At 37.4% G+C, this 25,427-nt stretch carries 19 protein-coding genes and 3 tRNA genes; 14 read left to right on the top strand and 8 right to left on the bottom strand.

What is annotated here, in order from left to right; genetic code table 11:
• The 4 genes from AC1Q8L_RS28565 (at position 1) to AC1Q8L_RS28550 (ending at position 1,834) form a co-directional block, all read left to right on the top strand.
• Positions 1-75 (top strand) — tRNA-Asn (locus AC1Q8L_RS28565).
• Between the two features lie 6 nt (positions 76-81).
• Positions 82-172: transfer RNA gene (locus AC1Q8L_RS28560), tRNA-Ser, on the top strand.
• 6 nt (positions 173-178) lie between these two features.
• Positions 179-250 (top strand) — tRNA-Glu (locus AC1Q8L_RS28555).
• Positions 251-889: 639 nt separating this feature from the next.
• On the top strand, positions 890-1,834 hold the full coding sequence (locus AC1Q8L_RS28550) for an L-lactate dehydrogenase (RefSeq protein WP_000715346.1): 945 nt from the start codon (positions 890-892) through the stop codon (positions 1,832-1,834).
• A 321-nt stretch (positions 1,835-2,155) separates the two neighbouring features.
• On the opposite strand, the gene AC1Q8L_RS28545 is transcribed toward AC1Q8L_RS28550, so the two are convergent.
• Both AC1Q8L_RS28545 and AC1Q8L_RS28540 read right to left on the bottom strand, forming a co-directional pair.
• Positions 2,156-6,379 carry a S8 family serine peptidase gene (locus tag AC1Q8L_RS28545; protein ID WP_000728886.1) on the bottom strand — a complete coding sequence of 1,408 codons (4,224 nt, stop codon included), beginning with the start codon at positions 6,377-6,379 and terminating at the stop codon, positions 2,156-2,158.
• 33 nt (positions 6,380-6,412) lie between these two features.
• Positions 6,413-7,018: a CalY family protein gene (locus tag AC1Q8L_RS28540; protein WP_000053936.1), complete on the bottom strand. Its 606-nt coding sequence runs from the start codon at positions 7,016-7,018 to the stop codon at positions 6,413-6,415.
• 469 nt (positions 7,019-7,487) lie between these two features.
• On the opposite strand from AC1Q8L_RS28540, the gene glgB reads away from it, so the two are divergent.
• From glgB to glgP, 5 genes are all read left to right on the top strand, one after another.
• Positions 7,488-9,425 carry a 1,4-alpha-glucan branching protein GlgB gene (gene glgB / locus AC1Q8L_RS28535; protein ID WP_000111412.1) on the top strand — a complete coding sequence of 646 codons (1,938 nt, stop codon included), beginning with the start codon at positions 7,488-7,490 and terminating at the stop codon, positions 9,423-9,425.
• Positions 9,373-10,503, top strand: a complete 1,131-nt coding sequence (gene glgC, locus AC1Q8L_RS28530) for a glucose-1-phosphate adenylyltransferase (RefSeq protein WP_000057604.1) — start codon at positions 9,373-9,375, stop codon at positions 10,501-10,503. The genes glgB and glgC overlap by 53 nt, the downstream gene beginning before the upstream one ends.
• Positions 10,504-10,521: 18 nt before the next feature.
• Positions 10,522-11,556 carry a glucose-1-phosphate adenylyltransferase subunit GlgD gene (gene glgD / locus AC1Q8L_RS28525; RefSeq protein ID WP_000504162.1) on the top strand — a complete coding sequence of 345 codons (1,035 nt, stop codon included), beginning with the start codon at positions 10,522-10,524 and terminating at the stop codon, positions 11,554-11,556.
• 113 nt (positions 11,557-11,669) lie between these two features.
• Positions 11,670-13,100, top strand: coding sequence for a glycogen synthase GlgA (gene glgA / locus AC1Q8L_RS28520; protein ID WP_029948456.1), 1,431 nt, complete (start codon positions 11,670-11,672; stop codon positions 13,098-13,100).
• A gap of 18 nt (positions 13,101-13,118) precedes the next feature.
• Complete coding sequence (glgP, locus tag AC1Q8L_RS28515) at positions 13,119-15,527, top strand: glycogen phosphorylase (RefSeq protein ID WP_000494105.1); 2,409 nt, start codon at positions 13,119-13,121, stop codon at positions 15,525-15,527.
• Between the two features lie 103 nt (positions 15,528-15,630).
• Here glgP and AC1Q8L_RS28510 read toward each other — a convergent pair whose 3' ends face one another.
• Together AC1Q8L_RS28510 and AC1Q8L_RS28505 are read right to left on the bottom strand one after the other, a co-directional pair.
• On the bottom strand, positions 15,631-15,765 hold the full coding sequence (locus AC1Q8L_RS28510; RefSeq protein ID WP_000911065.1) for a hypothetical protein: 135 nt from the start codon (positions 15,763-15,765) through the stop codon (positions 15,631-15,633).
• A 76-nt stretch (positions 15,766-15,841) separates the two neighbouring features.
• Positions 15,842-16,564 carry a lipase family protein gene (locus AC1Q8L_RS28505; protein WP_001260111.1) on the bottom strand — a complete coding sequence of 241 codons (723 nt, stop codon included), beginning with the start codon at positions 16,562-16,564 and terminating at the stop codon, positions 15,842-15,844.
• A 141-nt stretch (positions 16,565-16,705) separates the two neighbouring features.
• Here AC1Q8L_RS28505 and AC1Q8L_RS28500 point away from each other — a divergent pair, with 141 nt between their 5' ends.
• Positions 16,706-17,476, top strand: coding sequence for a MerR family transcriptional regulator (locus tag AC1Q8L_RS28500; protein ID WP_000043961.1), 771 nt, complete (start codon positions 16,706-16,708; stop codon positions 17,474-17,476).
• Between the two features lie 247 nt (positions 17,477-17,723).
• On the opposite strand, the gene AC1Q8L_RS28495 is transcribed toward AC1Q8L_RS28500, so the two are convergent.
• Positions 17,724-17,873, bottom strand: coding sequence for a hypothetical protein (locus AC1Q8L_RS28495; RefSeq protein ID WP_000521642.1), 150 nt, complete (start codon positions 17,871-17,873; stop codon positions 17,724-17,726).
• A gap of 213 nt (positions 17,874-18,086) precedes the next feature.
• A complete protein-coding gene (locus AC1Q8L_RS28490) occupies positions 18,087-18,869 on the bottom strand; it encodes a TIGR00266 family protein (RefSeq protein WP_001147841.1) in 783 nt (260 codons plus the stop codon).
• Positions 18,870-19,191: 322 nt separating this feature from the next.
• Here AC1Q8L_RS28490 and cspD point away from each other — a divergent pair, with 322 nt between their 5' ends.
• Positions 19,192-19,392 (top strand): cold-shock protein CspD, encoded by a 201-nt coding sequence (gene cspD / locus AC1Q8L_RS28485; protein WP_001193052.1) that lies wholly within the window; start codon positions 19,192-19,194, stop codon positions 19,390-19,392.
• Positions 19,393-19,436: 44 nt separating this feature from the next.
• Here cspD and AC1Q8L_RS28480 read toward each other — a convergent pair whose 3' ends face one another.
• Both AC1Q8L_RS28480 and AC1Q8L_RS28475 read right to left on the bottom strand, forming a co-directional pair.
• Complete coding sequence (locus tag AC1Q8L_RS28480; RefSeq protein ID WP_000957398.1) at positions 19,437-20,168, bottom strand: yteA family sporulation protein; 732 nt, start codon at positions 20,166-20,168, stop codon at positions 19,437-19,439.
• Positions 20,169-20,277: 109 nt separating this feature from the next.
• Entirely contained in the window at positions 20,278-21,231 is a 954-nt protein-coding gene (locus tag AC1Q8L_RS28475) for a 1,4-dihydroxy-2-naphthoate polyprenyltransferase (RefSeq protein ID WP_000425765.1), read from the bottom strand.
• A 194-nt stretch (positions 21,232-21,425) separates the two neighbouring features.
• On the opposite strand from AC1Q8L_RS28475, the gene AC1Q8L_RS28470 reads away from it, so the two are divergent.
• From AC1Q8L_RS28470 to menH, 3 genes are read left to right on the top strand one after another with little or no spacing between them, the layout of a single operon-like run.
• Positions 21,426-22,820 carry an isochorismate synthase gene (locus AC1Q8L_RS28470; RefSeq protein ID WP_000616737.1) on the top strand — a complete coding sequence of 465 codons (1,395 nt, stop codon included), beginning with the start codon at positions 21,426-21,428 and terminating at the stop codon, positions 22,818-22,820.
• On the top strand, positions 22,817-24,571 hold the full coding sequence (menD, locus tag AC1Q8L_RS28465) for a 2-succinyl-5-enolpyruvyl-6-hydroxy-3-cyclohexene-1-carboxylic-acid synthase (protein ID WP_001059198.1): 1,755 nt from the start codon (positions 22,817-22,819) through the stop codon (positions 24,569-24,571). The genes AC1Q8L_RS28470 and menD overlap by 4 nt, the downstream gene beginning before the upstream one ends.
• Positions 24,568-25,380 (top strand): 2-succinyl-6-hydroxy-2,4-cyclohexadiene-1-carboxylate synthase, encoded by an 813-nt coding sequence (menH, locus tag AC1Q8L_RS28460; protein ID WP_001103378.1) that lies wholly within the window; start codon positions 24,568-24,570, stop codon positions 25,378-25,380. Before menD ends, menH begins: the two co-directional genes overlap by 4 nt.
• Positions 25,381-25,427: the final 47 nt, after the last annotated feature.

Here is a 25,427-nt window from a genome sequence, read left to right as displayed (position 1 = left end):
TCCGCAGTAGCTCAGTGGTAGAGCTATCGGCTGTTAACCGATCGGTCGTAGGTTCGAGTCCTACCTGCGGAGCCATATTATAGAGAAGTACCCAAGTGGCTCAAGGGGCTCCCCTGCTAAGGGAGTAGATCGCGAACGCGGTGCGAGGGTTCGAATCCCTTCTTCTCTGCCAGTAATTGGCCCGTTGGTCAAGTGGTTAAGACACCGCCCTTTCACGGCGGTAACACGGGTTCGAATCCCGTACGGGTCATACTAAAAGAGATAGCATAAACTGCTATCTCTTTTTTGTTGTATAAAAGTAGACTTTGGATAGTCTGCTTTTTTTATGCAATAGAAGAAATATGAAGTATTCGCTGTTGCAGTTAGGTACATAGAGAGCCGTAAATACAATCATGTTATTTATTTGGACCTGTATGGATATGAAGGAAGTATGACTGTAGCCTCCTACACTTGGAGAAACCGATGAAAATACATCCGGGAGCTACTGTGGAAAATAAATAATATATAGAAGACAGCTTTTTTAGGTTGTCATTATTGTCGAGTTTTGTCGGTAAGTCGATATATTGCAAAAATCGCTGATATAATTTGAGTTACGGTCGATATATTCTAAAAATCGTCGATATAATTTCACTTACCGACAAAAACATAAGAAAATCCCTTTCACAATCTAAAGAAAACGCCTCCATTGAAATGGATTCCACACCTGATCTAATAACTTTACACTTTATGTGAAAAAGTTCACAAATAGGTCATAATTTGTGAAGTAATTCACAATGATACGTGCTACAATATGAATGTAAAGAAGTTAAACAACATTAAATTAGTATTTTAATTAATTACTTAAACAATCATAAAAAATAGATGTGAACAATAGAGAGGGGAAATTACCATGAAAAAAGGTATCAATCGTGTAGTATTAGTAGGAACAGGAGCTGTAGGTTGTAGTTACGCTTACTCAATGATCAACCAAGGTGTAGCTGAAGAGTTCGTATTAGTAGATGTTAATGAAGCAAAAGCAGAAGGGGAAGCAATGGACTTAAGCCATGCGGTACCATTCTCTCCATCACCAACAAAAGTTTGGAGCGGTAGCTATGCAGATTGTAAAGATGCAGATTTAGTAGTTATCACTGCTGGATTACCACAAAAGCCAGGTGAAACTCGTTTAGACTTAGTTGAGAAAAATACAAAGATCTTTAAACAAATCGTTCGCGGTATTATGGATAGTGGATTCGATGGAATCTTCTTAATCGCAACTAACCCAGTTGACATTTTAACTTACGTAACTTGGAAAGAATCTGGTTTACCAAAAGAGCGCGTAATCGGTTCTGGTACTACTTTAGACTCTGCTCGTTTCCGTTACATGTTAGGTGACTACTTAGATGTAGATCCACGTAACGTTCATGCTTATATCGTTGGTGAACACGGTGACACTGAACTTCCAGTATGGAGCCACGCTACTATCGGTGTACAAAAACTAGAAACAATCTTAGCTAACAACGAACAGTACAATCAAGAAGACTTAGATAAAATCTTCGAAAACGTACGTGATGCAGCTTACCATATTATCGAGCGTAAAGGTGCAACTTACTACGGAATCGGTATGTCACTACTTCGTGTAACTAAAGCAATCTTAAACAACGAGAACAGCGTATTAACTGTATCTGCATACCTTGAAGGTCAATACGGAGAGAAAGATGCTTACGTAGGTGTTCCAGCTGTAATTAACCGCGAAGGTGTACGTGAAATCGTAGAACTTGAGCTAAATGAAGATGAAAAAGCGAAATTCGCTCATTCTGTAAAAGTATTAAAAGAAACAATGGCACCAGTACTATAATAATTGCTAAATAATTCAGAGGTGGGAAACTGCTTCTTACCTCTGAACTTATATAATTTAATATAAATTCCTTTTCCGGTTTCCCTTGTATATCCCCAATATACCCCTTTTGCTGGATAAGGGTCGTTTATAGAAAAGAGCACTCTACTTTACGTAGAGTGCTCTTTATTATCCCGCATTAACGGGCAGTAAGATCCCCACCTCAAAATGCAGCGAAAGCAAAGAAGTTAGTTTGGTGATCACCTGCCCGTAAAAGCCCGATTGGTTCAACTAATAATCAGTGGGGGATGAACACCCCCCACTGATTAAAGTTTCACTTTATCATTTTTTAGGCGTTAATCCCAATTTCTTTAAAATATCTGTCAGTGTACCGCTTTTTGATTTTTCTACAGGTGTTTGTGATTTAGATGCATCTGGCCCTTTTTTCAAGAAGTTCTTTTCAACGAAGCGAATATCTTTTTCGTCGACAATCCCATCTTTATTAAGGTCTCCGTCTTTTACAGTTAGTCCTTTTTTACCATAGTTGCTAGCGATAATTTCAGCATCTTTAATATCGATTACTTTATCAGCATTTACATCGCCGGCAAGGTTTTCGTCAGGTCTTGCATAATAATATTGGCCAAGCAGCTTACCGTCTTTTTCAGTACCAAGTTTCGTTGTTAGGCGGCTTGTTAAATGTCCTGGCACTTCTACATATAGGTTATAGTCGCGTTTATTAACTGGAAGTCCATTTAGTTTGAAGTACCCATATTTATCTAGTGAGCCTTCAAACTTATGACGGTAAGAATCAGTTGCGTATACTTTTACGCCAAGCTTTGCATAATCAAACTTTTCATCTAAATATCCACGTTCATTTAAGAATGCACCAGGTTTAATATTTCCTTCTACTAGTGAATTTAAGGACATAACTGAGAATGTTTGATCTTGAAGTACACGCATTCTATTTGGTTCTGATTCACCTTGTTTCCAGTAAACAAAAATTGGTGACTCTAATTGAGCGTTTGCTTCATAAAATTCATCATTTTCTACTTTGAAAGTTACATCAATGAACGGGAAATCACCATCTAATCCAGCAAAGTTTTTGTCATCGATAGCGCCACCAACTGTAACCGAACTTGCCTCTAGTTTCGGTTCATTTACTTTTGCGGTTACTCCTTTTTCGGAAAGTAGCTTTTCAAAAGCAGGATTAAACTTCGCATTTGCAAATTTGAAGTTCTTCTCTAGGAAGTTTACATTAAATTGCCCAGCAACAAATTGTTTTACGTGTTTTGCGTTTAGTGTTACTGTGAACTCGTCATTTTTATATAATTCTTTTTTATCGTAACTAGCTTTCGCATATTGAGCACCTTGTGGGATAAACCAGTAGTTATTTACACCGCTTGGATAGTCAGCTCCTGCAGTTGCATAATCGAAAATATATACGCCTGTGTTCATTGGACCTTCCGTTTTGAAGGAGTCAGGTGTAATGCCAACTTTAAAGTCGCCATTTGCATTAATCGGTAAAAACTTATGCAAGTATGGAGAATAGTCATAGTACATAACGCCATTCGCTTCTTGCGTAATGTTTAATCCTTTTCCTTTTAAGTAGTCAACGTTTGAATCGTATACATTTCCTTTAATCCATAGTGCTTTTTTGCCATCTTCTACTGTATAATTTTCTTCATTTAACTCGTAAATACCAGGTTTTAATCCAGTTAGTTTCACTTCTGGTGGGGTATTATCAATTACAACATAATCACCTTTTACACGTGCTTTCCCAGCCTTATCATAACCGACAAACTCAATTGTGTAGTCTCCTTCTGGTAAGTTGATTTTCTCATCACCAATTGGTTTTGCAGGATCATTTGTAAAAGGATACACTTTTCCATTAAAGAATGAGTCTAAGTAGTAATACACATCAGTTTTTAGTCCACTTGTGTTTAATGTCCCAATGAAGCCCAGAGCTTTATCTGTTTTGGAATCTTTTACGATAAGATCTAACGTTTCAAGTTCGCTGTTTAATTGGAATGCCCCGTGAACATACGATTCACCGTATGGATTAAATTTAGATGTATCAGTTGAAATTGCTTTTCTTGATAGTATTGCATTTTCAATACCAGGCTCTGATACACGAATAGAGAATGGGATTTGATATGTTTCTTCTTTATTTTTCGTGTTCGTAATATGAATATATCCTTCATATCGGCCTTGTTTTACACCGGCTGGAACATTAATTTTTGCTTCAATTTCATCTGCTTTGCCAGCATCAAGAGTAATTGTTTCTGGAGCTGAGATTTTTACACCGTTTGCGACAGCATCGTTAATAGTAGAAGAAGCCGGTGTATAAGAAATTTCTGTTTTAAATTCTTTTTTCTCTTGTTTATTATGATTAGTTACTTTTATATTTCGTTTTTGTTCAAGAGCTTCACCGTCTTTTTGATAAAACTTACCGAATGCAATAGATCCAGTTTCTTCGGGCACTTCAATTACTTCATCATTTACAACAGTTTGTGTCGTATCTAATACTTTAAAGCTTGTTTCTGTACGAACGGCGTTGTAAGCATCTACTCGCCCAGCTCCAACTTCATACACCGAATATTTTTCTTTTAAATCATCAGCTGTGTTCATAAGAGACGCTTTTACATCGAACGGAGAGTAGTCTGGGTGTTCTTGTAAAATTAGAGCAGCAACGCCAGCAATATGAGGGGAAGCCATAGATGTTCCTTGCATACGCTCATAGGAAACAGCGTAGTTTTCACCCTCTTGCGGGTCGTTAATATATTCAGGAACTGTTGAAAGGACAGCGACACCAGGCGCTGTAATATCAGGCTTAATATCATCATTTGCTGTAACAGGACCGCGTGAGCTAAAGTCTGCAAGATGATCGCCTTCTGTTTGAATGTAATTAATTTCATCGAAAGTTAAGGATGTGCTACCTTGTTCAATTTGAGCTTTTAGTTTTTCACCGTCTTCTTTCGTTAGGCGGAATGCTGGAATGTATTTTGTGCTTTCACCAACGTAGAAAGGAATTTCTCCATCCACGTTGTTATAAATAATAACGGCTTTTGCACCTGCTTGTTTTGCGTTAGCAATTTTTTCATCAAATGAGGTTGTACCACGTGCAACGAGAGCGATTTTTCCTTTTACATCTTTTTTACTAAACTCGTCAGGCGTACCGATTCCTACAGATTCAATAGGTAAAGTTTGTCCCTTGAAATCTTCTATTTTATCAGTGAAGTTTTTGCCGAACAAAATTAGGTTAGGGAATTGTAATTGTCCAGCATGACCTGATAGTTTCGGTAAGGAAATAGAGCTATCACTGGCTCCAACCGTAATAGCAAATGGCGAAGCACCTGGTGATCCGAGTGTTGATGGATTCGGTCCAGAGTTACCAGCAGCAACGACTGTAACAACGCCTGAAAGCATCGCGTTATTAACAGCGATAGATGTTGGATCAAGAGGATTGTTGCTATCATCACCTAACGATAAGTTAATAACGTTCATACCGTCAGAAATAGATTTATCAATTGCAGCGATAATACCTGAACTATCTCCACTTCCGTATGGACCGAGTACACGATAGTTATACAGTTCAATGTCAGGTGCAACACCTTTTACTGCTGAATCAGATTGGTTCTTCTTTTGAGCAGAAACGATACCTGCTACGTGAGTGCCGTGGGCTGTGTAGAAGGAAGAACCACGGTTATCAAATTCAGGAGCACCAGATTGTTGCCATTCTGAATAAGTAGTTTCCATTGGATCTGCATCATTATTAATAAAGTCCCAACCCTTTACTGAATTTGGATCTACTTTGCTAGAGTCCTCACCAGGTTTTGCGCGATAGCCTTTATATACGTCTTTTAAGTCAGGGTGATTGTAATCAATACCTGTATCTAATACACCAACTTTAATTCCTTTTCCGGTAATACCCTCACTATGTAACTTATCTACCCCGATTTGAGGGATGCTGTCTGTTAGTTTTTGGGGTGCTTTTTGCTCAGCTTGTTTTGGTAAATTTAATTTCACTTCGTAATCTTTCCAAATGCGTTTTACAACACCAATTCGTAACAACTCTTCAACTGTATTTGCTGGTAATGTCATTGCAACACCATTTAGCGCATGCTTATAAGAACGTTTAATTTGTACAGACTGGAAGTTTCCTGATTTTACTGATGGGCTGAATTGATAAAGCCGTTTTAGTCCTTTTTCGAATTCTTCATGTTCTTGATCAATACGTACTTTTATATTTTCAGGAGCAGATTGTAATCCTTTTTCTTTTTGTTTTAATTCATTAATCTTTACTGGAGCAGTTTGAAATTCTACAATGATATTTACAGGCTCAGAACTACTCGTATTAATATCTGGTGAAATTGTAAAACCAGGGTTGGCATCTACCGTTTGTAATGCCAGGCGTTGTTCTTTAGAAAGCTTCGATAATATAGAATGAGCATTTGAAGATTCAATTTGGTTAATAGGACTTTCAGCAAGTACATTGAACGGAATGGCAGTTGAAAACAGAACGCCAGCTGTTACCATTCCAGTAACAAAACGATTTTTCTTTTTCATTTATAGGCCTCCGGTAATTTATATTTTTAAAAATTATTTCTCCACACCTGCTGTTTGCTCAGCATGGAAAGTCCAGTTTAGCTGCAGGGAATCACCTTGAAATTTATTTTGATCTTGGTCGTTATCTTCAAATGAGAAGAGAACGTGTAAGTAATCTGTTTCACCAGATTTAATACCATCTATTAAGTTATGACGTTCTAGAGACGTAGCGACATCTTCAGGTTTCATAGTTTTTAATTTTGATAGTTTTGTTTCCCACAAAATCTCATGATCATCGTTTGGATTAGATGGCTGTCCATCATTCACTAGAAACTTGACGATAATGTGATCACCTAAATCTTCACCGTCATTATTTTGCTTTGCATCTGTAACTTCATATGATGTTTCAAGTGCTACTTTTGCGATATCCAATGTACCTTTATTTTCAAGCTTGAAGTTCCTTTCAATAAAATCACCTGGTTTTAAATCTTTCACATTAACGATTACACTTGGATTAAGAGAAAGATCTAGTGTTCCAGCTTGAAATGAGTTACTCGATGTTTCTGAATCACTGAAATAGGCGAATACACCTCCGAATGTAAGGGATAAACCAAGTGAAGCGGTGACAACTCCCATTCCTACTTTTTGTTTTAATGACATAAGAAAGCCCCCTAGTTAAATTTTTATAGCAATCGTTCGCAACAAGGATAAATAAGTAAACATAGTAGTCCGCTATGAATTATAGTTACGAAAGATCGTAGTTCTTTATTGAGAACAAGTATATGCTTATGAATTTCGCATTTCAATAAAATTGTGACAAAAAATGTTGAGAAACATTTTTTTATGACAGATTATTTTATGGTTATTTTAAGTGGAAAATAGCGTGAAAGATAGAATAAACCTAATAAAATAAAGGTTGAGAAAAAATAATAGACAGAAATATAGAAGAATAATAAAGCGTTTTCAATGAATATTCGTCAAAATTCGATATTTTACACGGAAATGTGAAGAAAAACTAACATTTTTAAGAAAAAAACGAATATTTTTTATAAATTAACAAGGATATTGCAGTTTTTCACAGAAATAGTTAAAGTATAAAAAATTCTGTCATCTAAGTGAGGTGAGCATATTGAGTGTAATAAATTGTGAAGAAGTGAAACGAGATGAGTTTCATACAGAAAAGTACTATGAAAGTTATAACATCTTTGGCGCGCATGTTGTGACGGAAGGTGAGATTCAAGGGGTACGGTTCACAGTGTGGGCTCCTCATGCGAAAGCAATGAGTGTTGTTGGAGATTTTAATGAGTGGGATTATGAGCAACATAAGATGCTACAAGTGACAGAAGAAGGCATTTGGTCCTTATTTATACCGCATATTGAAGAAGGAGAAATATATAAATATGCGATTGAAACGTTGGCTGGTGACGTCATTTTAAAGGCAGATCCGTATGCTGTATATGCAGAAGTAAGACCGAATACGGCATCTGTAGTTTTTGATATAAAAGGATATGAATGGAATGATAAAAACTGGAATCGTAAGAAAAAGAAAAAATCGATTTATAAAGAAGCGATGACAGTTTATGAATTACATTTTGGTTCTTGGAAAAAGAAAGAAGATGGAACGCTGTACTCTTACAGGGAAATGGTTGAAGAGCTCATCCCGTATGTGGTGGAACATCAATTTACACATATTGAAATTATGCCGCTTGTTGAGCATCCATATGATCGTTCTTGGGGATACCAAGGAACGGGATATTATGCAGCGACGAGTAGATTTGGTACGCCGCATGATTTAATGCATTTTGTCGACGAATGTCATAAATATGGAATCGGTGTCATTTTAGATTGGGTGCCGGGGCATTTTTGTAAAGATGCTCACGGTTTATATTTGTTTGATGGCACACCGACCTATGAATATAAAGATAAAGATGTACAAGAAAATCCAGTATGGGGAACTGTCAATTTTGATTTAGGGAAGAGAGAGGTACGTAATTTCTTAATTTCAAATGCGTTATTTTGGATGAGATATTTCCATATTGATGGTTTCAGAGTAGATGCAGTTGCGAATATGTTGTACTGGAATAAAGAAGGACAAGAGCAAAGTAATGAGCTTGCTGTTTCATTTTTAAGAGAGTTAAATGAAGCAGTGTTTGCAGAGGATGAAGATTTTCTTATGACGGCAGAAGATTCAACAGCTTGGCCATTTGTAACAACTCCAACGTATGAAGGTGGGCTTGGATTCAATTACAAATGGAACATGGGCTGGATGAATGACGTGCTGAAATATATGGAGTGTGCGCCTGAATATAGGAAACACATTCATGAGAAAATGACGTTTTCTTTACTATATGCGTACTCTGAAAACTTCATATTACCGCTTTCTCATGATGAAGTCGTTCATGGGAAAAAGTCGTTATTAAATAAAATGCCAGGTGATTACTGGGATAAGTTTGCTCAACTTCGTTTATTATATGGATATTTCTTTACTCACCCAGGAAAGAAGTTACTTTTCATGGGAGGAGAATTCGGACAGTTTGATGAGTGGAAAGACCTTGAAGATTTAGATTGGAATTTACATGATTTTGAAATGCATCGTTATATGCATGATTACTTTAATGAGCTCATAGCATTGTATAAGCGCTCAAAACCACTTTGGCAGCTTGACCATTCACCTGAAGGTTTTCAGTGGATTGATGCTAATAATAATGAGCAAAGTATTTTCTCTTTTATCCGCCAAGGGGATAAACAAGAAGATGCGTTAGTTGTCGTATGTAATTTTACGAAAGCTACATATGAAAACTATAAAGTAGGTGTACCAGATTTCGAGTATTATAACGAGATTTTAAACAGTGATGCACAGCAATATGGCGGTTCGGGGCAAGTGAATAAGAAACGTCTTAAGACGATTCTAGAACCGTACCATAATCAAGCGGCACATGTAGAGATTACAATTCCACCATTCGGCGTATCCATATTACGACCAGTGAAGACGAGAAAGGGGAGCAAAAAACAAGATGGCTCAAAAACAAAAGTGCGTAGCAATGTTACTAGCAGGGGGAAAAGGTAGTCGTTTAAGTGCATTAACAAAAAATTTAGCCAAGCCAGCTGTTCCATTTGGTGGTAAATATCGCATTATTGATTTTACGCTAAGTAACTGTGCGAATTCTGGTATTGAAACGGTTGGGATTTTAACACAATATCAACCACTTGAACTTCATAATTATATCGGAATCGGAAATGCGTGGGATTTAGACCGAGTAAACGGTGGGGTCACAGTATTACCTCCTTATGCGGAGTCTTCAGGGGTTAAGTGGTATACAGGTACGGCAAGTGCCATTTATCAAAATTTAAACTATTTAAGTCAGTATGAACCGGAGTATGTTCTTATTTTATCAGGTGACCATATTTATAAAATGGATTACAGTAAGATGCTAGATTACCATATTGAGAAAGAATCGGACGTATCCATTTCTGTTATTGAAGTACCTTGGGATGAAGCGAGTCGCTTTGGCATTATGAATACAAATGAAGAAATGGAGATTGTTGAGTTTGAAGAGAAACCACAATTTCCAAGAAGTAATCTTGCATCAATGGGAATCTATATTTTTAATTGGTCAATTTTGAAAGAGTATTTAGAGATGGATGCGAGAAACCCTGAATCTAGTAACGATTTTGGAAAAGATGTACTTCCGCTTTTATTGGATGAAGGGAAGAAGTTAATGGCGTATCCGTTTGAAGGATATTGGAAAGATGTTGGAACGGTGAAGAGCTTATGGGAAGCGAATATGGATTTGCTTCGCGATGAAACATCACTGAATTTAAACGATCGTAATTGGCGTATTTACTCTGTCAATCCAAACGAACCGCCTCAATATATTGCTGAAAAGGCGAAAGTAGAAGAATCGCTTATTAACGAAGGGTGCGTCATTGAAGGGGACGTGAAGCATTCTGTGTTATTCCAAGGAGTGACGGTGGAAGAAGGAAGTATGGTGATTGATTCTGTCGTTATGCCAGGGGCTAAGATTGGTAAAAATGTTGTGATTGAAAGAGCGATTGTTGGATCAGAAATGGTTATTGAAGATGGAACAATCATTCGTCCAGAAAAGAATGTTGACGATGTAGTATTAATTGCTGAAGGGAAATAGAAAAGGGGGATGAAATGAATGGGAGAAAAAATGTTAGGAATTATTAATGCAACGGGAAGTTTTCCTTCCTTAAAGAAAGTAACAGGGCATCGTTCACTAGCGGCGTTACCGTTTGGGGGCCGTTATCGACTCATTGATTTCATGCTTTCAAATATGGTGAATTCTAGTATTCATAGTGTAGCAGTTTTTACAAGCCATAAAAATCGTTCGTTAATGGACCATGTTGGTTCAGGAAAACAGTGGGATTTAGATAGAAAACGAGACGGACTATTTTTATTCCCGCCAAACTGCCAATGTGACCAAGATGAATTTGGGTCTTTTGCACACTTTAGAAGACATATTGATTATTTTCTAAGAAGCAGAGAAGAGTACGTTGTTATTACGAATAGCCATCTCGTAACAGCATTAAATTTTCAAGCGGTGTTAGAGCGACATATACATACGGCAGCTGATATTACAGAAGTTTGCCATGAAGGGGTTTCGCTTCAAACATACGTGTTAAAGAAACAATTATTGTTAGACTTATTTGAGTCATATAAAGATGTGGAGCAATACAGTTTATTTGATGTAGTGAGAGAAAAACGCGGGAAATCATTACATATTGCTACATATGAGCATACTGGATATGTAGCAATTATTGACTCGATCGAAAGTTACTATAAGCATAGCCTAGAAATTTTGCAACCTGCTATTTGGAAGCAATTATTTAAGAAAGAAGCGCCGATCTTTACGAAAGTAAAAGATGAGCCACCAACTCGTTATCTAAAGGGTGCAGTCGTGAAAAATACAATGATTGCAAATGGCAGTATTATTGAGGGGGAGGTAGAAAACAGTGTTATTTCCCGTTCAGTTAAAATTGGAAAAGGATCAATTATTCGTAACAGTATTATTATGCAAAAGAGCCAAATTGGAGATAACTGTATAATAGACGGTGTTATTATTGATAAAGACGTGAAAATTGGCGACGGTGTCGTATTAAAAGGAAACATCGATGAGCCGTATGTTGTAGAAAAAGGAAGCGTACAAAACAGTACGATTAATAGTTATTCCTAAAGAATCAGTGGGGGCTTTTTCCCCCACTGATTAAAGTTTTAATTTAAATGAAAACTCGAAGGGAGGAAGCTGCAAGAGGAGTAATAAAAACTTTTCGCGCAGTGGGACAACAAGTGAATATTTTATTTGCAGTATCAGAATGTGTACCGTTTGTGAAATCGGGAGGATTAGCTGATGTAGCGGGTGCGCTCCCAAAAGAGCTGAAAAAATTAGGAGTGGACGTTCGTATTATACTTCCGAATTATAGTCTCATTCCACAAAAGTTAAGAGATGGATGTACGTTACATAAAGTAATTAACGTCCCGCTCGGGTGGAGGAATCAATATTGTGGAATTTTAAAAGGTGAGCAAGACGGAATTACGTATTACTTAATAGATAATGAATATTATTTTAAGAGAGATTCTCTGTATGGTCATTATGATGACGGGGAGCGTTTTTCTTATTTCTCAAAAGCAGTGTTAGAGTGTATTCCGCACCTTGACTTTGAAGTGGATGTTCTTCATAGCCACGATTGGCATACGGCTATGGTTAATTTCTTACTTCGTGAAAAGTATCAAGATAACCCGTTATATGAGCGTATTAAAACGGTATATACGATTCACAACTTGCAGTTCCAAGGAGTATTTCCTCCTGAAGTGATGTACGACTTGTTAGAGCTTGGTGATGAATATTTTCATAGTGAGCAGCTAGAGTTTTATGGAAACATAAACTTTATGAAAGGCGGTATTATCGCTTCGGATCAAATTACAGCGGTGAGCCCGACGTATAAAGAAGAAATTCAATATGAATTTTTCGGTGAGAAGCTAGATGGATTACTGCGAAAATATAATGATAAGCTTAGCGGCATTGTAAATGGTATTGATACGAGCGTATATAATCCAGAAACGGATTCGTATATTAAGGCTCAGTATGATGCAGAGTCATTATATGAAAAGAGTGAAAATAAACGCGCTTTGCAGCGTTATTTTGGTTTGCCAGAAAAAGAGGATACACCAATTATTTCAATGGTAACGAGATTAACGAAGCAAAAAGGTCTTGATTTAGTACGCACTGTATTCCGCGAAATAATGGAAGAAGATGTACAATGTATTATTTTAGGTTCAGGTGATTCGGAATATGAGCAATTCTTTGAGTGGATGGCATATGAGTATCCGGAGAAGGTAAAAGTTTATATCGGATTTAATGAAGAATTAGCGCACCAAGTGTATGCGGGAAGCGATTTGTTTTTAATGCCATCGCTGTTTGAACCGTGTGGACTTGGACAACTTATCGCATTAGCGTACGGTACGATTCCAATTGTAAGAGAAACAGGTGGATTAAACGATACGGTACATTCTTATGATGAAGAAACAGGCGAAGGAAATGGTTTCAGTTTCACGAACTTTAATGCACATGACATGCTGCATACGGTTCACCGTGCAATTGAATTTTATCACGATAAACCAGTGTGGGAGCAGCTTGTAAAACAAGCGATGACTGAAGATTATAGCTGGGAGCAATCGGCTCTTGCTTATAAGGAATTGTATAAAAGTCTCATGGAATAACATGTAGGTGGTGAAAAAATGTTTACTCATGTTGAAAGTTTTAAATCAACTTTTCTAGAAAAGTTAGAGACGATGTATGGGAAAAGTTTCAAAGATTCTACAACTCGTGATCAATATAATACGCTCGGCCATATGGTACGTGAGTATATGAATAGTCAATGGATTGCAACGAATGAGAGTTATCGATCCGGAGAGCAAAAGCAAATGTATTACTTGTCTATTGAGTTTTTGCTTGGACGTTTGCTTGGAAGTAACATCTTGAATTTAGGTATTAGAGATGTATGCGAGCAGGGGTTATCTGAACTAGGGATTTCGTTGCAAGAGTTAGAAGAAGTGGAAGCAGATGCAGGCCTTGGTAATGGTGGGCTTGGACGCTTAGCAGCCTGTTTTCTCGATTCACTTGCATCTTTAAACTTGCCAGGACACGGCTGTGGAATTCGTTATAAACATGGTTTGTTTGATCAGAAAATTGTTGATGGTTATCAAGTTGAATTTCCAGAACAGTGGCTTCTTCATGAAAATGTATGGGAAGTAAGAAGGCATGATCAAGCTGTGGAAGTAAGTTATTTCGGCAGTGTTGAACCGCTAGAAATTGACGGGCGTTTAGAGTTTAGGCATACAAATGCAGAAGTCATTATGGCAGTGCCATATGATGTGCCGGTAGTAGGCTATGAGACGAGTACTGTAAATACACTTAGACTTTGGAATGCTGAACCAGTTCCGTTCCCGCAAAACTGCAAAGATATTTTGAAATATAAGCGCGAAACAGAGGCTGTATCGGAGTTTTTATATCCAGATGATACGCATGATGAGGGGAAAATACTTCGTTTAAAACAACAGTATTTCCTCGTATCAGCAAGTTTACAAAATATCGTTCGAATGCATAGAGAAAGATATGGTCACCTTCGTCAACTACATGAAAAAATTGCGATTCACATTAACGATACACATCCGGTTTTAGCAATTCCAGAACTGATGCGTATTTTACTAGACGAAGAAAAGTTAACATGGGAAGAAGCTTGGCACATAACGACGCAGACGATTTCTTATACGAATCATACGACGTTATCAGAAGCGCTCGAAAAGTGGCCAATTCACATTTTTAAACCATTATTACCGAGAATTTATATGATTATTGAAGAGATTAATGAACGTTTCTGTCATGAACTTTGGGAACGTTATCCTTATGAATGGCATCGCATCGAAGACATGGCAATTATTGCGCATGATCTTGTGAAAATGGCTCATTTAGCAATTGTCGGTAGCCATAGCGTAAACGGTGTAGCAAAAATTCATACGGAAATATTAAAGCAGCGGGAAATGCGATTGTTTTATGAATTTTATCCAGATAAGTTTAATAATAAGACGAATGGAATTGCTCATAGGCGCTGGCTTATGAAAGCAAATCCACAGTTAACAAATCTCATTTCAGAGGCGATTGGAACAGAGTGGAAGAAAGAACCGATTAAGCTTCAATCGTTGCAAACAGTTCAATATGATGCGAGTTTCCAAGAGAAATTTGCAGAAGTAAAACAAGAACGTAAAGAGATTTTAGCGGAGCGCATTCATAATACAATGGGGATTACGATTGATCCAAATTCTATTTTTGATGTGCAAGTGAAAAGATTACATGCTTACAAACGACAATTATTAAATGTTCTTCATATTTTATATTTGTATAACCGTTTGAAAGAGGATGCTAGTTTTACATTTTATCCGCGTACTTTTATTTTTGGAGCGAAAGCATCACCTGGCTATTATTACGCGAAAAAAATTATTAAATTAATAAATGAACTCGCAAGAAAAGTAAATAATGACCCGTATGTCAGTCAATATATGAAAGTTATCTTTCTAGAAAACTACCGAGTTTCTTTAGCGGAAGATATATTCCCGGCAGCGGATGTAAGTGAACAAATTTCAACGGCGAGTAAAGAAGCATCGGGAACAGGTAATATGAAATTTATGATGAATGGTGCAATTACACTCGGAACGCTAGACGGAGCTAACATTGAAATAAAAGACCGGGTCGGTGATGATAACTGTTTCATTTTCGGCTTAACAGCGGAAGAGGTTCTTCATTACTATCAAAATGGTGGATATCGTGCAAGTGATTATTATCACCACAATAGGCACATTAAAAAAGTAGTTGATCAATTAACAAATGGTTTCTTTGCACAATCGGGAGCAGAATTTGAAGCGATTTATGATTCTCTCGTTATTCAAAATGATGAATATTTCGTTCTGCGAGATTTTGGCCCATATGCTGAAAGACAAGAAGCTGTCGGTAGAGCTTATGAGAACCGAACAAAGTGGCTAGAAATGTCGATTTTAAATATTGCACAGTCTGGTCATTTTGCGAGCGATCGAACGATTTTGCAGTACAGTAATGAAATTTGGGGTATTGGTAATGCAGTTAAACAGTTTTAAAGAGGTTGCTATATTGGGAGATATATTATCGATTTACCAACAGAAATGGATATTAATAAATAAAACGGGCTTAATAAAATTAAGCTCGTTTTATTTATTTTGCTTAAGAAAGAAATGGAACAGTGGTATATATGATACCTGCCCCATCATACTCTCCTGTCGCAAAGTATGAAAATGTAAAGAAACCTGTAACCGTAAAAATTACTATAAGGAAAAATGCGAAGATAAATTTTAACATGTAAGGTCCCCTCATCCAAAAATAACTTCATAGATTATTATAGTATACGAATATTTTATTTCCAATTGTTTACTGGTTAAAAATGAGAAGTCAGACATGTTTTGTATGTTGTAATGGAATGATTATTTGTAATGGATTTTGTGTTTTTTGTAAATGTCATGTTGTGATGGACGTGTGCATACTCCCAATCATGATCATTAAAATTTATGTTTCGGGGAGGGAGAAGTGGAACGACATCGAATAAGTTGACGAAACGAAAGCTACTAGCTACTTGTAGTTTATAATAATTTCGAAAAGCGATATCTCCTACTTTTGGAGAAGCGAATGTATAAAGTCCATACTGTGCGAAGGCAGTATTTATACGTGCATCTAATATGTGTAATGTGGCAAGCGCGCCACCTAGACTATGCCCAGTAGCTAGCAGTTTTTTATGTGCTGGCAATGATACGAGCATATCCATAATAGAATCACGACAAGACTCATAAATAGAGAGAAAACCGTTATGGACATTCCCGCCATTTAAAGCATAAGGATAAGGTTTTTGATTGACGAGAGAATCAATAATCCAATCTGGGTCTGTTTGAGTGCCCCTGAAGGCAACGATAATTGTATCCTCAGATTCTAATATAAACCCGAACCATTCTGTTGTTTGAATGGCCTTTCCTTGAAAACCTTGTACATATTGAAAACCATCTGGTATTTCGAAAATACCATTTTGTTTATATTGTTCATACGTTAACTCACAACAAGAAGCTAACAGTATGGCAGTGTCTTTATCAAAGGATAAAGGAGTACGCATTAAGGTAGCCCTCCTTAAGAAAAGGTATAGTTTAATATATGCGGTGAGGAACTTGATTCATTCTTTTGGAAAAAAGACTTGAACCTACAGTTACGTGAGGGAGTATGATTTTTGTAAACATATTGTTAGGAGGAGTGTAAGATGAGCAAAAGGGAAGGCTGTTCAATTGGTGAGTTTGCAAAGAGGACAGGCACATCAATACGGACACTACAATATTACGATGAAATTGGACTACTTAAGCCTGAAAAGAATGTTAGCTCTGGTCACCGTGTGTACAAAGGAAAAGATATATTAGAACTACAGAAAATAGTGAGTATTAAAGTATTAGGATATAGTTTAGAAGAAATACGCGTTATGCTGAAAATGCCAAGTTTGAATGTAAATTTAAAAGAAACGTTGGAACAACAAAGAAAAGCCTTTGAAGAAAAGAGAAGACACATTGAAGTTTCGATAAAGGCGCTTGAACGAACAATGGTATGTCTTGAGGAAGATGAAGAGTTAGATAGTGACATATTAATGAGTCTAATTAACAGCATTCAAAAAGAAAACGAACAACGTTTATGGCTTGAAGGATATGTATCAAAAGACTTGGCTGATGGATTATATAATAAGTCGGAAGAAGAGGGCATAGCACTTGATAAAGAATTTGTGCGTTTAGCAAAAGAAGTGAAAAGGTTATTTGGAAGACAAATTGAGGATTCAGAAGTGCAAAAATTGGTTGATGAACATATGAAGGCGACTCTTAAGTATGTTGGTGAAGAGACAATGTATTCTCTAGGTAAATTAGAGAATGTAGAAGAACAATATAATAATATGATGCCATCTCCTTACACGGAAGAAGAAGAGGCATGGCTTAATGAAGCGATGGAGTATTATATGATTCGAAATGGTATGTATAGCCCTCCGCAGTAAAAATAAAGTGCCATAGTCATAAACTTTAGAGAAATGCCTCCGATGTTTTTTTGCATTGGAGGCATTTTTTACTCTTTTCCATCTAAAAGGTGAACAAGGCCACCTAATATACTACTTTCACCAGTACTTTATAATGCTGGGCTTGTAAGAGGTTTGAAAAAATAGTCTGTATATATTTGAACGATGATTACCTATTTACTTGTGTTTGTTCGCACTATATACCGAAAATTTCGGGAAACGAAACATATTATTTATCTGTTTGTTTTTGCTTTTTTTTCAAATACTCCGCACGTAATTGTTCAAGTTGCTGCTTTTTATCAAATTTGGCAGGCTTCTGTTTTTCATGAAACTTTGCCACAGCTACCTGACTTTTGGAATCCAATTGATATTTTCCCACTTTGTTCACCTACTTTTCTTGTCTTGAAAGAGAATCTATTCAACAAATATAATATACCTTATTTTACTGAAGTAAACCTTATTACTTTATTTCATCTGCTTTTTCTCGTTTGTAGACGTAAATTAAAACACCCTTTCACTGCATTACTGCAAGCAAGGGTGTTTAATTTTAGTATTATATTAGTCGATGGACAAGCCTGCATAAGGGCCCTTTTTACTCTTTCCCATCCAATAAACGACCAAGGCCACCTAATACACTACCTTCGCCAGTACTTTGCGCTGCTGGGCTTGTAAGGCGTGCTGCTAATCGGCTAAGTGTTAAGGACTGAATCCAAACTGTTCCAGGACCTTCTAATGTTGCGAAGAATAAACCCTCGCCGCCAAATAGAGCTGTTTTTACTTTACCAACGAATTCGATATCATAGTTAATATCTTTTGTCATGGCAACGAGACAACCTGTATCAATGCGAAGTTTCTCACCAGGTTTTAATTCACGTTTATATACAGTTCCACCTGCGTGCATGAAAGCAAGGCCGTCACCTTCAAGTTTCTGCATGATAAACCCTTCACCACCGAAGAAACCAGTTCCTATTTTTTTCGTAAATTCAATTCCGATAGAAACACCTTTTGCGGCACAAAGAAAGGCATCTTTTTGACAAACTACTTTTCCTTGATATTCTGTTAAATCTACAGGAATAATTTTCCCAGGATAAGGAGCAGCAAATGAGACGTGGCGTTTGCCGTGACCTGTATTTGTAAATACAGTCATAAACATACTTTCGCCTGTAACGAGACGTTTACCAGCGCCCATTAATTTGCCGAATAAACCGTTAGATGGGCCAGAACCGTCACCAAAGATTGTTTCCATTTCAATGTAATCTTCCATCATCATCATTGCGCCAGCTTCTGCGATAACGCTTTCTTTTGGATCTAATTCAATTTCAACAAACTGCATATCATCGCCATATAGCTTATACTCGATTTCATGTGCTTGCATTTTTTCACCTCATAAATATGTAGTAATTATATTGTACAGAAGTTAAAAGAATTAGAGTACTGTATTTTTGTTAATTTTTGAATAAAAATAGAATGAAAATTTAAGGTTATACTAAGATTATAAAAAATGATGGAATGAAAGTGTTCTCATTTGACGTTTTCGATATAGCATGATATAGTGAAAGCACTATTGAGCTACATAATGTGGTACGGAAATAAAGCACGTTGTATTAAAGGCTGTAAGCTTGTTATACATTCATGTCCTTTATATCCACCTTTTCATGTGGATTCATAGTTTCATTTTTATTTAGGAGGTACATGACATGCAAACAGGTAAAGTTAAATGGTTTAACGGCGAAAAAGGTTTTGGCTTCATCGAAGTTGAAGGCGGAGAAGACGTATTCGTACATTTCTCAGCTATCCAAGGCGACGGCTTCAAAACTTTAGAAGAAGGTCAAGAAGTTTCTTTCGAAATCGTTGAAGGAAACCGCGGACCACAAGCAGCTAACGTTACAAAAAACTAATTAGCTAGCGATAAAAAGCATTCCGATTTTCGGAATGCTTTTTTTTATTCTTTGGAACTAGATTCATTTGAAGATAATTCACCTTTGAAGGTACGTTCTTCAAAATCATCAAGCATTTGTTCATATTCTTCATGCTCTTCTGTAGCGAAAACTTGTGGGTTTTTCCCGTACATATCCGTACCGATAAAGTTTTCAAAATCCTCCACGTAGCCTACGTTTTCTTCACTATTTACATACATGCCATTATAGTTTTTTGAATCTTGTCTTTCTAAATCAGACGGCGTTTCAGATGTTCCGTAATTTGCGACATCTTGCCACGCATCTTCCGCATCGTACTCAACAGAATGGTCCTCATCATGCTTGTGGAAAGAAGGAGACAACACTTCTTCTTCAACTGGCCGTGTATTCATATTTAACTTATTTGTCGCGTGCTGTATGCATGTTGTAGCAGTCGGCATTGCTTCCAATCTTTCAAATGGAATTTCTTCGCCAGACACTTCACAAATGCCGTACGTACCCGCTTCTATTTTTTGTAGGGCATGTTTCGTCTCCTCAAGCTGTTTATGCCAAAGTTCAATAAGCCCGAAGTCTTTTTCACGTTCATATAGCTCTGTAGCCATATCACCTGGATGGTTGTCATAGCTAGACAGTTCTCCTACTGAATCGCGTTCAGAAGCACGATCTGTATTTTCATGAGTTTGTATCGTTTGTTCCAGTTCTTGTTTTTGTTTTTCTAAAATGGATTTAAATTGACCTACTTGTTGTGGAGTTAACATAGTCGTCCACCTTCCTACAATTCAGTTTCTTTACATAGTATGAGCGTTGAGAGTAGGAATTATGAGATGAATTTCAGATATGAAAAAGGAGCCGCATAAGCAGCTCCTTTTATAGAAAGTATCCAAGTAATAATCCGATTCCCATTAGGAAACCGAAGATTGTATTTGTTTTTGCTGTTGCAATCATCGCAGGTACCATTTCCATTGGAATGCTTTTGCCGATAAAGCCTTTCGTCGCTTTAAATGCTTTCGGTGCACTTAAAAATACGATAAGCATCCATGGTGATACGATGCCCACGATAATTAAAGCAATTGTCCAAATGTAGGAAACGATGAACATCGAAGCAAGTACACCAACAGCTCTTTCACGTCCAACGAGAATTGCTAACGTTTTACGACCGTTTTCTTTATCGCCATCCAAGTCGCGAATATTATTAGCTAGTAAAATGGCGCCAATTAAAATGGAGCTTGGAATAGATAGTAAAATGACTTCTGATGTTACAGTTCCAGTTTGAATAAAGAATGAAATCCCAATAATAATGACACCCATAAATAATCCGGCTGTCAACTCTCCAAATGGTGTATATGCAATTGGAAGTGGGCCACCTGTATAAAGGTAAGCAACGGCCATACAAACAAGACCGATTGCAGCAAGCCACCAGCTAGAATTCATACAAATATAAACACCTAATAGTATTGCGATGCCGAAAAATCCAAATGCTAAGTTAAGCACTGTTTTTGGCTGAATGCCATCGCGAACGATAGCGCCGCCGATACCAACTGAATCTTCGTGATCGAGTCCTCTTTTATAATCAAAGTATTCATTAAACATGTTTGTTGCTGCTTGAATGAGAAGACAAGCAAGAAGCATCATAAGGAAAAGAGGAAGATGTATTTGATTTATACCTCCGACCTGCATCGAATATGCTGTTCCGATGAAAACAGGTACGAAAGCTGCTGTTAATGTATGGGGACGTAGTAAACTCCACCAGATGCGCCAGCCAGTTTGCTTACTTGGCTTTGGCGCCGTAGGAGAGGAATTCGTTTTGACGTTCATTTCCATGTTGAATCCTCCTTTGGTCACATATTGTACACAACTAAGTGTAGAAAAAGCATCATTTAGTGTCAACGTTTATTTTCTAGGAAGAGAAGGTGAATTTCTCAGAAATGCTAAACGTTGACAGGCCTTTCGTTTGAGGTGTATCTTAAAATCAAGCGTAATTATGACTATTTTTCGCCCATAGGGGGGAGACAATTGTGATTCAAACGAAACAAAAAGGCTTGCAAGAAGTTCTTATTGCAGCTATCAAGCGTGCAACTAACGAAAAAACATTGGTTAGTTTTGTAAAACAAATAGACTGGGTGGATCCGCTTCTGTTCTATGCAGCAGGAAAAAGGATTTCATTTGAAAATAGATGTTATTTTGCAGACCCGGCTCAGCATGTAATATTTGCAGGAATTGGCTCTGTTTTCACTATAGCAAATTCTTCTCATAAGCGCTTTCAAACCGCTCGTGACGAGTGGGAGAAAGTAAAAGAGAATGCATTTGTCCAAAGAGATGAATATGAATTTGGAACGGGTCCGCTTTTATTTGGTGGTTTTTCATTTGATCCAGAAAAAGAGAAAACGGACCTATGGAAAGAATTTAAAGATACGACATTTTCACTACCAGCATTTTTATTAACTGTAAAAAATGAAAAAGCATGGTTAACGATGAATACATTTGTTGCAGCAACAGATTGTGCAGAAACTCTTTATAATGAAATGATTTCTTTAGAAGAGAAAATTTTTGAGGAGAGTAAATGTGCGCTAAACGGATCGAAATTAACTGTTATTTCTAAAGTAGAAGTGGATCCGAAAGGCTGGATGAAAGCAATTGAAAAAGTACAAGATGAGATGAAGCAGGGTAACGTGCAGAAGGTTGTATTGGCGAGGGAACTAAAAGTAGAGATGAACCATTCGATTGATTCTGCTCTTGTTTTAGAAGCACTTCGCATTGGTCAACCAGATTGTTACGTATTTTCTTTTGATTATAAAGGAGCATGCTTCTTAGGAGCGACTCCTGAGAGATTAATTCGCAAAGAAGATGAGAAATTTACATCGATGTGTCTTGCTGGTTCAATCGGTCATGGTCATTCTATAGAAGAAAGTGAACGAAATAGTAATGCGCTTCTTCATGATGAAAAGAATTTAGCTGAACATGGTTATGTTGTTAACATGATCCGCTCGGTACTAAATGAACATTGCGAATACGTTAATATTCCGGAAAGTCCAGGTTTATTAACAACGAAAAACTTAATTCACTTATATACGCCTGTAGAAGCAAAAGGCGATGCGAGTCTTTTAACAATGGTAGAAGAATTACATCCAACACCAGCTCTTGGCGGGACACCTCGTTTGGAAGCGATGAAACTGATCCGTGATGTTGAATTGTTAGACAGAGGGTTGTATGGTGCACCGATTGGCTGGATAGATGATGAAGGAAATGGTGAATTTGCGGTTGCGCTGCGCTGCGGATTATTAAACGGCGAGAAAGCATCCTTATTTGCCGGTTGTGGTATTGTAATTGATTCAATCCCGCAGCTTGAATATGAAGAAACAAGTTTGAAGTTTAGACCGATGCTTGGTGCTTTGGAGGAATTAATGAAATGAACAATCATATAGAAGCATTATCATATTATTTAGGCGCGTTCGTGGATGAACTGACGCGTCTAGATGTATGTGATGTTGTCATTAGTCCAGGCTCACGGTCAACGCCGATTGCTTTACTAATGGAACAACACGAAGGAATGAACACATATTTACATGTAGATGAAAGATCAGCTGGATTTTTCGCGCTCGGTATTGCGAAAGCGAAAAAACGCCCAGTAGCATTATTATGTACGTCAGGAACAGCAGCAGCTAATTACTATCCAGCTGTATGTGAAGCTTTTCATTCAAGGGTCCCGCTTATCGTCTTAACAGCGGATAGACCGCATGAATTAAGAGATGTGGGTGCACCACAAGCAATGAATCAATTTAATTTATACGGTACTTTTGTGAAACAATTTACAGAGATGGCACTGCCAGAAGCGAGTGAAGCGATGTATCATTACGCTCGTATGACGACGCAGCGCATAGTAGCAAATGCTTGTTTAGCGCCGCAGGGTCCTGTTCATCTTAATTTTCCAGTTCGCGAGCCACTTATCCCTGATTTCTCACTAGAAAGCTTATGGGATAAAGGACGTAGTGAATATACAGGAGTAGTTCAGCAAGGAAACGTGACGATGCCGAGTGAATATGTAGATTCTCTTGTAGGGCGCCTTTCACATATGGAAAAGGGGCTTATTATTTGTGGAGATGATAGTCATTCAGAAATTGCAATGTTTGCAACGCAACTAGCTGAAAAAACTGGCTATCCTATATTAGCAGACCCACTTTCTAATATTCGTAGCGGACACCACGATAAAACGATGGTAATTGACTGTTATGATACATTTTTACGAAATGAGCAGTTAAAAGAAAAATGGAAACCGGACGTGTTAATTCGCTTTGGTGGTATGCCTATTTCTAAATCATTAACGCAGTTCATAAAAAAACAAATGAAAGCAGTTCATATCGTTGTCGATGAATCAGGACAATGGAGAGATCCAGCTCTTGTTGCGACAGAAGTTGTGCAAGCAAGTGACATTGAATTCTGCAAGGCAGTAATAGAAAAAATGCCAGTTATGAAGAAGAATGATTGGTTCGTAATGTGGCAACATATAAACGAAAAAACGAAGGAAACGCTTCGTGAAATGGAAACATATGAAACTGCATTTGAAGGAAAGGTTATTACAGATATTGTGCGCGTATTACCAGAAGACGCAACGTTATTTGCGAGCAATAGTATGCCAATTCGTGATACAGACTCATTCTTCTTCACATCGGATAAAAACATCCATGTGATGGCAAACCGTGGCGTAAATGGTATTGATGGAATCATTTCGACAGCTTTAGGAGCGAGCATTATTTGCGATCCACTTGTATTAGTGATTGGTGATTTATCATTTTATCACGATTTAAATGGGCTATTAGCAGCGAAATTACATGAATTAAACATAACAATTGTCGTTGTAAATAATGATGGCGGGGGTATTTTCTCATTCTTACCACAATATGAGAAAAAGGAACATTTTGAATCATTATTTGGAACACCAATTGGACTTGATTATGAGCACGTTGTCAAAATGTACGGTGGTTCATTTAGCCGTGTAAATGGTTGGGAGCAATTCCGTGAAGAAGTACAAAAGGGAGCAACGACAAAAGGTTTACACGTTGTGGAAATTTGTACGAACCGTGATGAAAACTTAACATTGCACCGTACGTTATGGGCAAAAACACAGGACGTAATTACTACATCGTTGCAAGGTGAATCAAAATGAACGTAACACTGCAAGGTGTATCGTATGAATATGAAGTAGTTGGAAGCGGGGAACCACTTCTACTTCTTCATGGTTTTACGGGAAGCATGGAAACGTGGCGTTCCTTCGTTCCTTCTTGGAGCGAGCAGTTTCAAGTCATTTTAGTAGATATTGTTGGGCACGGAAAAACGGAAAGCCCTGAAGATGTGACGCATTATGACATCCGAAATGTGGCATTGCAAATGAAAGAACTATTAGATTACCTTCATATTGAAAAAGTACATATACTTGGCTATTCAATGGGCGGTAGATTGGCGATTACGATGGCATGTCTATATCCAGATTATGTACACTCTCTTTTATTAGAAAACTGTACAGCTGGGCTCGAAAACGAAGCAGATAGAAAAGAACGTCGTGAAAAAGATGATCGACTTGCCGATAAAATTGAGCGAGAAGGCATAGAAAGTTTTGTATCTATATGGGAAGATATTCCACTGTTTGAAACGCAAAAACGTTTAGCAAAAAACGTACAAGAAGCGGTACAAAAAGAGAGGCTTGCTAACAACCCAAAAGGGCTCGCAAATAGCTTGCGCGGCATGGGAACTGGGGCTCAGCCTTCATGGTGGGATGAGCTGAAAAACTTAAAAATACCTGTTCTTTTAATGAACGGAGAATATGATGAAAAGTTCTTCCGCATATTAAAAAACATCGAAAAATGCGTGTCTGATGCGAAATTTGTCAAAATTCATGGTGCTGGCCATGCAATTCATGTGGAACAACCGGAAAAGTTTGATACAATAGTAAAGGGATTTCTAAAAACTATGCAGTGATACTTTTTTCAGCAAGAAGGAAGCCACACTTATAGGTGAAATCAGAA

This window comes from Bacillus sp. GW823-FHT06A11, assembly GCF_058795355.1.
This window is presented reverse-complemented; position numbering and strand designations above follow the sequence as displayed.

Coding starts and splice junctions, on each gene's coding strand:
- AC1Q8L_RS28550 (WP_000715346.1), top strand. CDS start 890: ATGAAAAAAGGTATCAATCGTGTAGTATTAGTAGGAACAGGAGCTGTA.
- AC1Q8L_RS28545 (WP_000728886.1), bottom strand. CDS start 6,379: ATGAAAAAGAAAAATCGTTTTGTTACTGGAATGGTAACAGCTGGCGTT.
- AC1Q8L_RS28540 (WP_000053936.1), bottom strand. CDS start 7,018: ATGTCATTAAAACAAAAAGTAGGAATGGGAGTTGTCACCGCTTCACTT.
- glgC (WP_000057604.1), top strand. CDS start 9,373: ATGGCTCAAAAACAAAAGTGCGTAGCAATGTTACTAGCAGGGGGAAAA.
- glgD (WP_000504162.1), top strand. CDS start 10,522: ATGGGAGAAAAAATGTTAGGAATTATTAATGCAACGGGAAGTTTTCCT.
- glgP (WP_000494105.1), top strand. CDS start 13,119: ATGTTTACTCATGTTGAAAGTTTTAAATCAACTTTTCTAGAAAAGTTA.
- AC1Q8L_RS28510 (WP_000911065.1), bottom strand. CDS start 15,765: ATGTTAAAATTTATCTTCGCATTTTTCCTTATAGTAATTTTTACGGTT.
- AC1Q8L_RS28505 (WP_001260111.1), bottom strand. CDS start 16,564: ATGCGTACTCCTTTATCCTTTGATAAAGACACTGCCATACTGTTAGCT.
- AC1Q8L_RS28500 (WP_000043961.1), top strand. CDS start 16,706: ATGAGCAAAAGGGAAGGCTGTTCAATTGGTGAGTTTGCAAAGAGGACA.
- AC1Q8L_RS28490 (WP_001147841.1), bottom strand. CDS start 18,869: ATGCAAGCACATGAAATCGAGTATAAGCTATATGGCGATGATATGCAG.
- cspD (WP_001193052.1), top strand. CDS start 19,192: ATGCAAACAGGTAAAGTTAAATGGTTTAACGGCGAAAAAGGTTTTGGC.
- AC1Q8L_RS28480 (WP_000957398.1), bottom strand. CDS start 20,168: ATGTTAACTCCACAACAAGTAGGTCAATTTAAATCCATTTTAGAAAAA.
- AC1Q8L_RS28475 (WP_000425765.1), bottom strand. CDS start 21,231: ATGGAAATGAACGTCAAAACGAATTCCTCTCCTACGGCGCCAAAGCCA.
- menD (WP_001059198.1), top strand. CDS start 22,817: ATGAACAATCATATAGAAGCATTATCATATTATTTAGGCGCGTTCGTG.
- menH (WP_001103378.1), top strand. CDS start 24,568: ATGAACGTAACACTGCAAGGTGTATCGTATGAATATGAAGTAGTTGGA.